Here is a 14,657-nt window from a genome sequence, read left to right as displayed (position 1 = left end):
TTCTCCTTGGGGTGTGAATTGACCGTTAGCCAGTGTAGGCCAGCGGCCGCGCTTAGCGGGGGTGCTACGGCAGAACGATTACCTGCGCGCCGAAAACAAGACCAGCACCGAAGCCAATCTGCAGTGCAAGGCCCCCACTGAGTTCAGGGTTTTCCTTGAGCAGACGGTGAGTGGCCAGCGGGATTGACGCGGCTGATGTGTTGCCAGTGTCGGCAATATCGCGTGCGATGACAACGGACTCCGGAAGCTTGAGTTGCTTTGCGAACTCATCGATGATCCGCATGTTTGCCTGATGGGGGATGAACGCTGCGAGGTCCTCTGCAGTGATGCCTGCGACATCCAGAGCCTCTTTCGCTACCTTCGCCATGTCCCAGACGGCCCAGCGGAAAACCGTCTGGCCCTCCTGGCGGAGCGTCGGCCAAGCCGCATCACCCTCGCGGAAGTCGACGAGCGTCGCATTCATCTTGATGGCGTCTGCTTTAGAGCCATCGGAGCCCCATACTGGTGCGGAGATTCCGGGAGTGTCACTCGGTCCGATAATGACGGCACCTGCACCATCGCCAAGCAGGAACGAAATACTACGATCGGTGGGATCGACCACGTCTGACAGCTTCTCGGCACCGATAACTAGCGCGTACTTCGCTGCACCGCTGCGGATAAGCGCGTCGGCCTGAGTGACGGCATAGCTGAAACCAGCGCATGCTGCATTCATGTCATAGGCCGCAGCCGGATTCGCACCAACGCGGTCGGCGACGACGGCGGAGATTGAGGGGGACTGCTGAACGTTGCTGATCGTTGCAACAATCACCACACCGATCTCGGCAGGATCGATACCCGACTTCTCAATCGCTTCACGTGCCGCATCCGTTGCCAAGTCGAGCGCAAGGATGCCAGCGGAAGCACGACGGCGTGTGATCATTCCAGTGCGCTGTTGAATCCACTCATCGCTCGAGTCAATCGCCTCGACAAGCTGGTTGTTGTCAACAATAAGGTCACCGCGTGCGGCGCCGTAACTATAAATTCTGGTGAACTGTGTGCCGACTGACTGGTTCAGTGTGGGTGCGGTCATGCGTTGGCCTCCATCAGGTCAAATGCTGCTGATAAGTCATCTGGTGTCTTGACGGCGACCGCCGGGATGCCCCGGAGTCCACGCTTCGCGAGACCAACTAAAGCGCCGGCAGGCGCAAGTTCAATAATTCCGGTGACGCCAGCATCCGCCAACGCATTCATGGTGAGATCCCAACGCACCGGTGACGACACCTGGCCAACCAACAACTCAACGAAGTGCTCGCCGACTTCAATGAGCGATCCATCACGGTTGGTAAAAATGGGGAGAGTGGGATCGTTCTTGGCGAGTCCAGCGGCGACCGTCTCCAGGTGAGCGACGGCGGGCTGCATGTAGTGCGTGTGGAATGCCCCAGCGACCTGCAGGGGGATAACGCGAGTGCCCTTGAGCGGTTCCTCGGCAAGTTTGGCGAGGGCATCGAGCGCTCCAGCGACAACAATCTGGCCGCCACCGTTGAAGTTTGCCGGCTGCAGCCCAAGCTCAGCAAGGCGTTCGAGCAGCGCTTCTTCATCGCCGCCGATAACCGCGGACATTCCTGTGTCCTCGAGGGCGGCCGCAGAAGCCATCGACGAGCCACGTTCAACAACGAAGCGGATTGCATCATCCTCAGAAAGGATTCCCGCCGCCGCCGCTGCCGTAATCTCGCCGACAGAGTGGCCAGCAACCGCACCGATGTGCTTACGGCGGTCGCCGCCGGTGAGCGCAGTGAGAGTCAGAAGACCGGCCGCAACGATGAGGGGTTGGGCAACCGCGGTGTCGCGGATAGTGTCGGCATCCGACTCCGTGCCGTGCTTGACGAGATCGATTCCCGCGACCTCAGAAATGGCCCCGAGCTGATCGCGCAGGGTTTCATCCTCGAGCCAAGGTACGAGAAAACCGGGGGTCTGGGAGCCCTGACCGGGCGCTACTACAACAATCACTTAGCTAGTCTGCCAATCTTTTCTCAGAAACGCTTGGATGACCCCACCAAACCTTTGGGGGATCGTTGTGTGAAATCACCAAAGAAGGAACGAGGCTAGTGTGAGCGGCCCGCGTCTGGGTCCGAAATCGACCCGACAATGAGTGCTGCCTGCAGGATTAGCGCTTCACGAGCCCCGGTAGCATCCCAGCCGATGACTTCGCTGACACGCTTGAGGCGATACCGCACCGTGTTGGGGTGCACGAAGAGTTCCCGCGCCGTCGCCTCAAGCGAGCGGCCGTTGTCGAGATAACACCACAGCGTGGTCAGTAGATCGGTTGAATGAGCCTGAAGAGGCTTGTAGATCTTGTTGATGAGCGTCGAACGCGCGAGCGGATCTCCAGCGAAAGCACGTTCCGGCAGTAGATCATTGGCCAAAGTCGGTCGTGGAGCGTTTCGCCACGACCGAGCAACGGCGAAACCTGCCAAGGCGGCCTTCGCGCTCTTAGACGCATCAACCAGACTCGCAACCTCAGGACCAAGAACCAGATGGCCACTTCCGAACCCGGGTTCGAGCTGTTCGGCGATCGTGATGAACGGGAGGGGCTCAGCATCCTCGCTCTTTTCAGAACGGGGAGCAGCGCGCCCGATCACCAAAACAAGGCGACTACCTTGAACACCGATCAGAACATCGGCATCCAAATGCCGCGCTGTGCGGCGAAGCTGGTCGACATCGAGCATCCGAGGTGCGGTGCCAACAAGCACACACACCTCTCCATGACCGTTCCACCCCAAAGCGGCAATGCGACTGGGGAGCTCGTTGTCGTACTCCCCGCTGAGAATCGAATCGACAACGAGAGCTTCAAGACGTGCATCCCAGAGTCCTCGTGCTTCAGCGGCTCGAGCGTAGACATCTGCCGAAGCAAACGCGATTTCCCGTGAGTAAAGCAGGATTGCTTCACGCAAGACATCGTCATCAGCCTTGACCCGTGCTTCAACAACCTCAACCGTGATGCGGATCAGCTGCAGCGTCTGTTGCAAGGAGACCGAGCGGAGCAGCTCGCGAGGTGCTGCCCCGAAAACATCTGCCGCAATCCACGGTGTCGTTGTCGGATCTTCGAACCAACTGATGAAGCTCGTAATGCCGGCCTGCGCCACGAGTCCGACAGCGGAACGCCGACCTGGTGGCATTTCGCCATACCAGGGCAGCGTGTCCTCAAGCTGTTTCAGTGTTGCTGTCGCAAGTTCGCCCGAAATCACACGCAACCAGGCGAGCGTCTGCGCCTTGGTCTTCTGTACCGGGGGAATGGTTGCGCCTAGCTTTCGCCGCCGGCAGAACCGGTGGTGCCTGCATTGACGTCATGGAGGCTGTACTTCTCAATTGCTTGAGCGGGAACAGCTGGGTCCATTTCGCCGCGCTTGACGAGTGACTCCAACGTGCGAACGACGAGCGAGTGGCTGTCGATCTTGAAGAAGCGTCGTGCAGCGGCGCGTGTGTCTGAGAAGCCGAAGTCATCAGCACCGAGCGTCGCGAAGTCGCCAGGTACGAACGCACGGATCTGATCCGGCACCGCATGCATGAAGTCAGTGACCGCAACAAACGGGCCCTTGGCATCCGCAAGCTTCGAGGTGACATACGGCACACGCGGCTCTTCGTTGGGGTTGAGGAAGTTGTATTCCTCAGCCGCAAGTCCGTCGCGACGCAACTCAGTCCACGAGGTGACTGACCAGACATCAGCAGCAACGCCCCAATCGGAGGCGAGAATTTGCTGCGCTTCGAGCGCCCACGGAACAGCGACACCGGACGCCAACAATTGTGCCTTCGGACCAGTGATCGTCGGAGCAGTCAAGTGATAAATACCCTTGAGAGCACCGTCGACGTCGAAGTTCTCCGGTTCGGCAGGCTGAACAAGAGGCTCGTTGTACAACGTCAAGTAGTACATGACGTTGGGATCCTCGTGCTCGCCGCCATACATACGCTCGATTCCCGCGCGAACAATGTGGCCAAGCTCATAACCGTATGCGGCGTCATAACTGACGACTGCAGGGTTAGTCGATGCCAGCAAGAGCGAGTGGCCATCAGCGTGCTGAAGCCCTTCACCCGTGAGCGTCGTGCGACCCGCAGTTGCGCCCATGATGAAACCGCGCGCCATTTGGTCGCCGGCAGCCCACATCGCGTCACCAGTGCGCTGGAAACCGAACATCGAGTAGAAGACGTAAACCGGGATGAGGGGCTCACCGTTGGTGGCATACGAGGTGCCGACGGCAGTGAAGGCAGCAAATGCTCCTGCCTCGTTGATGCCGACGTGCACAATCTGCCCCTGAGGGCTCTCCTTATACGCCAGCAACTGCTCACGGTCTACCGAGGTGTAGTGCTGACCGGCAGGGTTGTAAATTTTCGCCGTGGGGAAGTAGGCATCCATGCCGAACGTGCGTGCCTCATCCGGAATAATCGGAACGATCCGGTTACCAATTGACTTGTCGCGCAGCAGGTCTTTCAACAAGCGAGCGAACGCCATTGTGGTGGCGATCTCCTGCTTGCCTGAGCCCTTCTTGACGACATCGTAGGTCTTCGCCTCTGGCAGTGAAATCTGCGTGTACTTCGTGCGACGTTCGGGAACGTAGCCGCCGAGTTCGCGTCGGCGCTCCTGCAAATACTGAATCGCTTCGTCGTCTTCACCCGGGTGGTAGAACGGGGGCTGGTACGGATCTGCTTCGAGTGCGGCATCCGTAATCGGGATGTGCATTTCGTCGCGGAACTTCTTGAGGTTATCGAGCGTGAGCTTCTTCATCTGGTGGGTCGCATTGCGGCCCTCGAAGCTCGGGCCGAGACCGTAGCCCTTGACCGTCTTCGCGAGGATGACCGTTGGCTGGCCCTTGTGTTCACTGGCAGCCTTAAACGCTGCGTACACCTTGCGGTAGTCATGGCCACCGCGCTTGAGGTTCCACACCTGATCGTCGGAAAGGTGTTCAACCATTTTGAGCGTGCGGGGGTCGCGACCGAAGAAGTTCTCGCGAACGTAGGCTCCCGACTCTGCTTTATAGGTCTGGTAATCGCCATCGGGGGTTTGGTTCATGAGGTCGCGAAGTGCACCCTCATGGTCGTTGGCAAGCAGGTCATCCCACTCGCGGCCCCAAATCACCTTGATAACGTTCCAGCCAGCACCACGGAAGAAGCTCTCGAGCTCCTGAATGATCTTGCCGTTACCGCGCACAGGGCCGTCGAGGCGCTGCAGGTTGCAGTTGATGACGAAGTTGAGGTTGTCGAGCTTCTCGTTCGCGGCCCACTGGAGGGCTCCGCGGCTTTCGACCTCATCCATCTCGCCGTCACCCAGGAATGCCCAAACTTGTTTCTCTGAGACGTCGCGGATGCCGCGGTTGGTGACGTATTTGTTGTTCTGTGCCTGATAGATGGCGTTGATCGGGCCGAGACCCATCGACACGGTGGGGAACTGCCAAAACTCCGGCATAAGGCGCGGGTGCGGATAGCTCGAAATGCCGTTGGGTGCCTGAGACTTCTCTTGACGGAAGCCCTTCAGCTGATCTTCGCTCATGCGGCCTTCAAGGAAAGCACGAGCGTACATACCGGGGGAGGCGTGGCCCTGGTAGAAGATTTGGTCTCCACCAGATTCGTGGTCTGCACCACGGAAGAAGTGGTTGTGGCCTACTTCGTAGAGAGCGGCAGACGAGGCATAGGTCGAGATGTGCCCTCCGACGCCGACGCCTGGGCGCTGCGCGCGGTGCACGGTGATCGCTGCATTCCAGCGGATCCACGCACGGTAGCGACGCTCAAGAGTCTCATCACCCGGGAAGTCGGGTTCGTCATCCTTGGCGATGGTGTTGATGTAATCGGTGGTCGGGACCATCGGTACACCAAGGTGCAAATCTTTAGAACGCTTGAGAAGGCTGAGCATGATCTCGCGACCGCGCTCGTGGCCTTGTGCTGCAACGAGGGAGTCGAGTGATTCGTTCCACTCGGCGGTCTCCTCCGGGTCCTTGTCGGTGTTGGTTACCGAGTATGGGTCCTGGTCGTTTACCGTCACCGTTGACCTCTTTCGTGTAGAGAACAGAGTCGTGCGAGTCGAGGCACTACCGGGTTACGGATGTGATGGGATCAACTACGCCCATCGATTCTAGTTGTCGAATGCAGCAAGTCTCGAACCGAGGGTGATTGCGGCCTGAACTCACAGGTCACGCGCTTGCGAATGAAAGGTCTGAAGCCATGAAAATTGCTGTCGGAGATCACGCACCGGACTTTGAATTGAAAAATCAGCACGGTCAGCTGGTGCGATTGAGCGCCCTGCTCGCACACGAACCGGTGCTGGTCGTGTTTTTGCCGCTCGCGTTCTCTCTGGGGTGCACGAGTGAAGTCGAGACTCTTCACCGCGAAAGACAGCGTTTTGTGGATGCTGGGCTCGCCGTAGTGGTGGTTTCTGTTGACTCGACAGCCACGCTTCGAGCATGGGCGGATGCTGGCGCCTATGACTATTCGTTTCTTTCAGACTTTTGGCCGCATGGCGCTGTGGCCCAAAGCTTTGGTGTGCTTCTCGAAGACAAGGGTTTTGCTTCGCGAACGAGTTTCTTGATCGATCGATCGAGGATCGTGCGTGATGTTATTGAGGCCCCACTAGACGGCATCCGCGATTTTTCTCGGTATGAAGACGCGATTTCGTTGATGGAAATCGCCGAGTGGTCGTGAGCGTAGCTGCGGTGTTCAACGCCTTGTAAAAAAAACCTGTAACATTATCTCGCGCTGCTTCGCATTGCGACGCTGCGGGCCTTTAGCTCAGCTGGTAGAGCGCCACGTTTACACCGTGGATGTCATCGGTTCGATCCCGGTAGGGCCCACCGCAACAGAAAACCCCCGCAATCGCGGGGGTTTTCTTCGTTTTCGCCGCCTTTTCAGCGATAGGCTCCGGGCAAGATCGCGGGCGATCAACTCGGATTCGCCTTACCCTCGCGAGGTGGAGCATCATGTCAAATGATTTGCTAGATCCTGTGCTTGAAACGGCACGTCTGCATGCCGCGAGGTATCTCGAGGGGCTTGCGACCCGTCATGTTGGTGCGTTACACGGTCGCAATGAGATGTTTGAGAGCCTCCGCGCTCCGTTGCCGGTCAGCGGAGAAGACCCTTCGGCCGTAATTGACCTTTTAGCGAGTCAAGCTGAGGTAGGGATGACGTCGTGCAGTTCTCCTCGATATTTCGGGTTCGTGATCGGCGGCACTCAACCAGTGGCACTCGCAGCGGACTGGCTGGTGTCGACCTGGGACCAAAATGCAGGCATCCACGCCATTTCACCGTTCTCGGCCGCAGTGGAGGAAGTAGCGGCTGAGTGGATGCTCGAACTTTTCGATCTTCCGCGAGATTCTTCTGTCGGGTTCGTCACTGGTGGGCAGATGGCAAATTTCACTTGTCTGGCAGCGGCGAGGCACAACGTGTTGAGGCGAGTGGGGTGGGATGTAGAACTCGATGGGGTTGCTGGTTCCCCCCATGTCAATATCGTCGTTGGCGCGGGCGCGCACGTCACGATCGATGTGGCTCTCCGCTATCTCGGGTACGGAACCCGCTCGCTGTTGATTGTGGAGTCCGACAGTCAGGGACGTATGCGCGCAGACAAATTGCGCGAACTGATGGCGACGCTCGAAGGTCCGACGATCATCTGCGCGCAGGCAGGCAACGTCAATAGCGGGTCGTTCGATCCGTTGCGAGAAATAGCGGTGGTGGCCAACAAGGCTGAAGCATGGTTGCACGTTGATGGTGCCTTCGGTTTGTGGGCCCGCGCCAGCACGCAGCTGTCAGCGCTTGTCGACGGGATCGAATTGGCGGATTCATGGTCGACCGACGCCCACAAATGGTTGAACGTACCGTATGACAGCGGCGTGGCGATTGTGAAGCACTCTGCTGACCATCGTGCAGCGATGACATCATCCGCTTCGTATCTCATCCAAACCCACGGGCCAGAGCGAGACGCGATCGATTGGGTTCCTGAACTATCCCGGCGGGCGCGAGCCATACCGATTTACGCGTGTTTGCGGGCATTGGGCCGGAAAGGTGTTGCGGATCTCATAACGCGGGGTTGTGCGCGAGCCCAACAAATGGCGTCGATGCTGGAAGCAGAGGAAGGCGTCCAGGTTCTCAACGATGTCGTGTTGAATCAGGCACTGATTCGTTTCGGTGACGACGATGAAGTCACTCGTGCCGTTGTTGCTCACGTTCAAGATGAAGGAACGTGCTGGGCTAGCGGAACCAACTGGAATGGCCAAGCGGCAATGCGGATCTCGGTAACAAATTGGGCTACGTCAGAAGAAGACATCGCTCAGAGTGCTGTCGCCATCCTGTCGATCTACCAGAGGCTGCGACACGAATGAGGTCAGCGCAGCAATAGGCTGACCTAGTGCCGACAACTGCAACAAACCGGGCTGGATCTCTGGCCATAATTGGCGCGGCGGTACTGTGGGGCACTACGGGAACCGCAGCAAGTTTCTTCCCGGAAAACGTCAGCTCACTAGCTATTGGTGCCGTGACGATGATTGGCGGCGGAGTACTTCTCTTTCTTCGCAGTTTTCGGAGTTCCCAAGTTGCGTTGCGCGATTCACGTGCGCGACGGTGGCTGTTGCTCGGGGCGCTCGGGGTGGTCATGTATCCGCTCGCGTTTTACAGCTCAATGAATCTCGCAGGAATAGCTGTCGGAAACGTGGTTTCTCTGGGCACGGGCCCCCTCTTCGCGGCTCTCCTTGAACGCCTTATCGATCACAGGCACCTCAGCAGACTGTGGGCAGCAACAACATCAATCGCGCTGCTCGGAGTCATCCTCTTGGCGTTCGGTGGCAGTCACCTAGGCGCTACGACTAGCGGAACACTATTTCCCGGCGTGATTCTTGGTCTCGTCGCCGGGTTCGCCTACGCCCTCTACACCTATTGCTCAACGCGAGCTATCCGTATCGGTCACTCGTCGGACGCCACAATGGGCGCAATGTTTGGAACGGGCGCTCTCGGGCTGTTGCCCGTGCTCATTGCCTTCGGCGCGCCCATTCTTCACTCTGCTGGGAGTGTGAGCCTCGCGGTGTATTTGATCATCGGTCCCATGTTCGTGGCGTATGTCCTGTTTGGTCGAGGACTTCGAACAACCAGCAGTTCGACGGCGACCACGATCACCCTTCTCGAACCCGTTGTTGCGACGCTTCTTGCGGTGCTCATCGTGGGGGAGGTGCTTTCGCCGGTGTCGTGGGCGGGTCTTGGCCTCATATTTGTTGCGGTATCTGTACTGAGCACGGCTCGTCATCCCCGCAAAACACTGGACTCGTCTTAGTATCTGTGCATGGCATTCCACGACGACGTTGACGACGCGAACGATGCGAACGACAAAACGTCTTCCGAGCATGAGTTCGAACTACCTTTCCCTCGACGTGCCGCGTCGGGAGTGCCCGCTGCGAATTCGGCGGATGACGGCGATGACTCGAGGCCCGTCGACCTCAGCGAAGCGTCCACGGGGGGCGTTTTCGATTTGGATGCCGAATTTAATTTGGGCGCCGAATTTGACTTGGATACCGCGCTGGGTTTGCCCGCTTCGCCCGATATCGCAGCGCCGGCGGACTTGCCACCGCCTCCCAGCGCATCCAGTTCCGCCCCGATTGATTTGAACGAGGAGTTCGAACGTTCCGACCTTTCGGAGGGGCTCGACCAGGGAAAGCCGCCGTGGGCGATGGCGCCAGCTCCCGATCCAACGCAGGCTGTCTCTCAGCTCGAAGCGCCGGATGGTCTCTCAGACGAACAGCGCACGGCAGCAAGCGAATCGGATGATGCCGGGACGGCCCAGAACTCGGGCAGTTTCGAGAACGCTTCCGATGCCGATGGTGCTTCGGTCGACGACTTTGCGCCAAAGTCTGCTGCGGCAACACACGACGATCCGTACCAGATTCCTGCTGACTACACGACACCGGATTTCTTCGCTTCGCGCATCTCACGCCGTCGTGTAACTCCCGACGAGAACGATCTCGATAACACCGCAGAGAACGGTCCCGCGGACGACACTTCTCTAGAGGGCGCTTCGGTAGAGGGCGCTTCGGTAGAGGGCACTTCGGCGGAGAATACCGAGGAGCACGCGTCGCCCGTTAATATGCCTGCGGAACCGTTTGATGAACGCGGTCCGCAGGTCGATGAGTTTGCTGACTCGGCAGAACCAGAAGACACAGGTGACTTTGATTTCGATTCCCTGTTCGCAACGACAGAACCGGATAGCGCTGCAAGCCCCATGCCTGCAGGCGAGGATACGGCGGCGGATGTCGCGCCACCGTTGAGTGCAACGCACTCGGCTCCGGCCGACGATAACCTCGCGACCAATAACGTCTGGAAGCTTGGGCCACTCGAGCCCAACGTTCAGCCTGAGGCGCCCGACGAACCCGTAGATTCGGATGAGGTCACAGTTCCCGCTAACGGTGATTCGGCATCCGCTGGACTCCCGCCGGCGATTGAAGAGGTCATCGAGGGCGCACCGATGTGGAACCTCGACGGCGTTGATACTCCAGAGGCTGCCAGCGCTGCAGGCTCGAATGAGCCTTCGCCCCCAACTGCAGCGTCGCCTTTCGGAGGCTCACAGCCGGTCGAATTTCCTGCGGACGCGTTCTCCGCTGCCGCTGCCGAATTCGCTCCACAGGCAGCAGCTTCGTCATCTGTAGATGACCAGTCCGAGAACTCAGAGACGTCAGCGGCAGCGGGAACAGTTGATGCCGATGGCTTCCTGGTACTGCCTGAAGTCAGCGACGAGTCAGATCTGTTTGATGATTTCGACAATGACGAGCCGGAAGAGCCTTTCTTCACCCCATCCGCAGAGCCCGCGACGGACAGCGTTGCGACGGCGGACACCGAGTATGTTGCAGATGCTGCAGATGCTGCAGATGCTGCAGATGCTGCAGATGCTGCAGATGTTGGCGACGCTGCAGATGTTGGCGACGCTGCAGATGTTGGCGACGCTGCCGACACTCCCATTGACTCATCGGTCGCGCCATCCGAGGAGCAGCTGCCGGTCGTGCCATCCGACTCGTTAGCGGCATCTGCCGAAACAGAGCCTCCCGAAACAGGGCCTGCCGCGGAGACAGAGCCTGCTGCCGAAACAGAGCCTGCCGCAGAGACAGAGCCTGCTGCCGATCCACAGGTTGGCGTCGAGGAAGACTTTACTGCTGTAGCCGTCGTGCCTGCGGCCGATGGCGAACCGGTCGAACCCGCAGAAACTGATGCGATCGCCAAAGAGAGTGGCTGGGTCGACGCGCCATTCGCTTCGGCGGCTAGTGAATCACCGTCAGCAGCTTCGACGGCTGAGCGTTCTGAACCACAAATAGCTGAATCGCCCGCATCTGCAGAGCCGACTTCCGAGTCCGGAACGACTGACGACACAGCGATTGAGCTTACGGCCGAGCAGACTGAGACTCCTGAACTCGCGTATGAGTCGGAAATTCCCGCACCACCGGTACGGCGATCAATGGCTGACGATGAGCTGCTGAATTGGGCTGATAATCCGGAAAACCAGTCAACCGGCACCCTCAGCGTGATCGAAGTGCTCGAAGCTCAACTACGACTTCGCGAAGAAGAAGCTCGCGAATATCGTGAATGGGAAACAACACTTCGCTCTAAGGCAGCTCCTGTTCCTGAAGAGAGCGTCGAGTCAGTTCCCGTGGAAGAACGAGCATCCTCGGCTGAGTCACCAACTGAGCCCGCGGCGTCGAGTGAGCCCACTGCCGTTGCTTCGCCCGCAGCGTCAGAAACAGCGCCAGAACCCGTCGCGCCCGAAACGTCGGCAGCAGCACAATTGCCAGCCTGGGATGTGCCGCCGCCCAGCGACACCTGGGCACCCGGTGATGACTTCGACGACGAAATTCCGTTCGCCGCGCACGCAGACCCGACCGGGTCAATCACCCTGCCCCCTCTCAACGAAGAACCCACTAAAGCGACTCGTGACGACGACGAGGCTACCGCCTTCGCTGCAACCGGGTCATCTACGGTCGACCAGTCCGCTGCAGACGGAAGTGGCTTACCGAGCGACGCAACGTCGCCGACCTCAGAATTTGCTGCCGCTACGCCTGAACACGTGGATGAAAATGCAGCACAGGATGTCCCCAAAGCGGAGACTGAGTCCGCAGCTGATCCAGTCGTTCCGCACTTTGATGCAGAATCTGGTTTGTTGAGCCTTGACGAAATGTCGCCGATGCCAGCACCCGCAACACCACCAGTCGAAGACAGCGCCGCCGTAGCGGCTGGTCAATTTTCCTCATCTCCGCAATTTCCGGCCGACGAAGATGGCGACTACGACGAGATTCCTTTCACTCCGCCGCCTCTAGTCGAACCGATTACGGCGCCATCGACACCGCGCGCAAACCTCGACGAACACGTCTCTTTCGGAGACTTCGGTTTCACGCCGCCAATCACAGGAGACCCAGAAGCAGGTGACGAACCAGCGTCAGCTTCCGCGACGGCAGCTGCGAGTGACACCGACACCGAGGCTCCCTTCGCGTTTGATCTCGACTCGGCCGCAACATCCGCCGTCGCAGAATTTGAGAGTTCTGAGGCCGACCTGGCCGACAGTGCGAGCACGGACGGTGCCGTAGGAGACGACGGATCAACGTCGGCTGGCTCGCTAGCCGAAAGCGATACGGGCCCTGTTGCATTCAATTTCGCTTCGCAGGAAACACCGCGCTACGTTCCCGCAGCACCTGTGAGCTTTGATGACCTGCTCAAGACCGCTGGCCTCGAGGAGGCGATCGACGAGCCGGAAGCGAACGAGGATAATCCGTTAGACGCGTTCCTCGCCGAACCGCAGAGTGACGCAGCTCCAGCGTCCGAGGCTCGGCCGGAGTCCGAGTCCGAACTTGTGCAGCAGAGCGACCCGCTCGCCGCAGTGCAGACGGGTTCGTTCCCGATCGCCCAAACCGCGTTCGAAGAAGAATCCGACGATGCTGTAGACCCAAGCGATCGCCGGGTACCGCTGGCAGACCGGCCTGATTCGCCAGCTACAGACGACAGCAACCCCATCCCGTTTGCGGCAGCTGGAGCGGGTACTGCCGTTGCTACAGGGGCCGCAGCAGCGGCAACTCAGTCTGCATCAAGTGGCGTAGCCGCGCCAACGTCTGCCGCGATTCCGCCAGTGACAGACTCATCCGCTATTCCGCAGCCGATGCCCCTCGCGACAGCGATGGTCAGCCAGCAGCCTCTCGGCCTTGAAGACGTCGCTCCTACTGCGCAACGCGTTTTTAGTCTTGAGGAAAGCGGGCTTGAGCCGACTCCAATCGACCGACGCATCGGTCACGCCGCTCGTTTGTTCTGGCTCTGGTTCGCCGCGAACTCATCGATCATTAGTATCGGACTAGGAGCAGCAGTCTTTGCTGTGGGAATGAGTCTCCGGCAGTCTGTTGTGGCGATTCTCGCCGGTGTAGCACTGTCGTTCATCCCCCTTGGCCTAACGACACTGGCGGGCAAGCGAAGCGGCCAGCCCACAATGGTCATCTCACGATCAGCATTTGGGTTGATTGGCAACGTTGTTCCCTCGGTGATCGCGTTGATCGCTCGACTCTTCTGGGGAGCAGTTCTCCTCTGGGTCCTCGCGTCGTCCGTCGCCATCGTCCTGATCGGCTCCGACATGAATGTCGGCCTGGGTGATCGCCAGATCTTGCTGCTCGCTCTCGCGCTCTCGTTCCTCGTTGCGCTCGTGATCGCCTTCGCTGGCTACCCGCTGTTTGCGCGCATCCAGCTGATCCTGAGCATCATTTCGGGACTGTTGGTCGTTGGCCTCATCGTCTTCACTGCTCAGTACATCGATGTATCGCAGGCCCTTGCTACCCCAGACGGATCGTGGCTACTGACCGTTACAGGCGCGGTACTTGTCTTCAGCTTCTTAGGACTCGTCTGGGCTTACAGCGGTGCTGATATCGCGCGCTACCAACGCCCATCGTCAAGCGGACCGGCTTCAGCTCTCTCTGCCGCGTTCGGTGCCACTCTTCCCGCGTTCGTGCTGATTGCCTATGGCGCGCTACTAGCAGCGTCAGACCCGGCGATCGCTCGCGGTTTCTTGGCCTCACCACTCGACACCCTCCTACTGCTGCTTCCTGGCTGGTACCCGATTCCCCTCCTGTTGGCTGCGGGGCTGAGCCTGCTTTCCGGCATAACGCTGAGTCTTTACTCTGGTGGTTTCGCTCTACAAGCTGTCGGTGTGCGCCTCCCTCGCCAGTGGTCGATCGTCATTGTCGGAGTGCTCTTGGGGGCGCTGGCCGTCTTGTTTGCTTTCGGAGTGGATGGCGGAATCAACGAACTCTTCCGCGATGTGGCAACGACCCTTGCTGTGCCGACGGCAGCGTGGGTAGGAATCTTTGCCGCAGAAACGATGATTCGCACTCGCCGTCTCGACAGCGCCGCGCTGACTACGCGCGGAGGAATCTACCCAGACTTCCGGTGGGTAAACCTCAGCGCCTTCATCGTGATTTCGGCGATAGGGTTTGCGCTGACCAGCGCAACGATTGCATGGCTCTCTTGGCAGGGGTATGGCTTCGTAGCGTTGGGCATCGATCTCAGCTCTGAGCTGGCCGCAACCGACCTTGGGGTACTCGTCGCGCTCGTTCTCGGAATTCTCACGCCAATCGTTGCTGGCATCCCCGCGATCCGGCGTCAAGAAGCGGGCAGCCCTGATCGTGCTGCCCGCCCCGCCTAGA

The 14,657-nt window shown here is 59.2% G+C and carries 8 protein-coding genes and 1 tRNA gene; 5 read left to right on the top strand and 4 right to left on the bottom strand.

Going from position 1 to position 14,657, the window contains the following annotated elements; all coding sequences use genetic code 11:
- Nucleotides 1-64: 64 nt before the first annotated feature.
- The 4 genes from AC1ENN_RS07900 to aceE all read right to left on the bottom strand — a co-directional run bounded on the left by AC1ENN_RS07900 (nt 65) and on the right by aceE (nt 6,007).
- Nucleotides 65-1,069 carry a beta-ketoacyl-ACP synthase III gene (locus AC1ENN_RS07900; protein WP_449646808.1) on the bottom strand — a complete coding sequence of 335 codons (1,005 nt, stop codon included), beginning with the start codon at nt 1,067-1,069 and terminating at the stop codon, nt 65-67.
- The gene (locus tag AC1ENN_RS07895; RefSeq protein ID WP_480390828.1) at nt 1,066-1,986 is read right to left on the bottom strand and encodes an ACP S-malonyltransferase; all 921 of its coding nucleotides are present in this window, start codon (nt 1,984-1,986) and stop codon (nt 1,066-1,068) included. The genes AC1ENN_RS07900 and AC1ENN_RS07895 overlap by 4 nt, the downstream gene beginning before the upstream one ends.
- A 95-nt stretch (nt 1,987-2,081) precedes the next feature.
- A complete protein-coding gene (locus AC1ENN_RS07890; protein WP_449646806.1) occupies nt 2,082-3,230 on the bottom strand; it encodes a PucR family transcriptional regulator in 1,149 nt (382 codons plus the stop codon).
- A 50-nt stretch (nt 3,231-3,280) separates the two neighbouring features.
- The gene (aceE, locus tag AC1ENN_RS07885) at nt 3,281-6,007 is read right to left on the bottom strand and encodes a pyruvate dehydrogenase (acetyl-transferring), homodimeric type (protein ID WP_449646805.1); all 2,727 of its coding nucleotides are present in this window, start codon (nt 6,005-6,007) and stop codon (nt 3,281-3,283) included.
- A 179-nt stretch (nt 6,008-6,186) separates the two neighbouring features.
- Here aceE and AC1ENN_RS07880 point away from each other — a divergent pair, with 179 nt between their 5' ends.
- From AC1ENN_RS07880 to AC1ENN_RS07860, 5 genes are all read left to right on the top strand, one after another.
- The gene (locus AC1ENN_RS07880; RefSeq protein ID WP_480405778.1) at nt 6,187-6,663 is read left to right on the top strand and encodes a redoxin domain-containing protein; all 477 of its coding nucleotides are present in this window, start codon (nt 6,187-6,189) and stop codon (nt 6,661-6,663) included.
- A gap of 76 nt (nt 6,664-6,739) precedes the next feature.
- A tRNA-Val gene (locus AC1ENN_RS07875) sits at nt 6,740-6,812 on the top strand.
- 126 nt (nt 6,813-6,938) lie between these two features.
- Nucleotides 6,939-8,333, top strand: coding sequence for a pyridoxal phosphate-dependent decarboxylase family protein (locus AC1ENN_RS07870; protein WP_480405777.1), 1,395 nt, complete (start codon nt 6,939-6,941; stop codon nt 8,331-8,333).
- A 26-nt stretch (nt 8,334-8,359) separates the two neighbouring features.
- On the top strand, nt 8,360-9,274 hold the full coding sequence (locus AC1ENN_RS07865) for a DMT family transporter (RefSeq protein ID WP_480405776.1): 915 nt from the start codon (nt 8,360-8,362) through the stop codon (nt 9,272-9,274).
- Nucleotides 9,275-9,283: 9 nt separating this feature from the next.
- Nucleotides 9,284-14,656, top strand: a complete 5,373-nt coding sequence (locus AC1ENN_RS07860) for a cytosine permease (protein ID WP_480405775.1) — start codon at nt 9,284-9,286, stop codon at nt 14,654-14,656.
- Nucleotide 14,657: the final 1 nt, after the last annotated feature.

Source organism: Rhodoglobus sp. G.S.23 (genome assembly GCF_056675935.1).
This window is presented reverse-complemented; position numbering and strand designations above follow the sequence as displayed.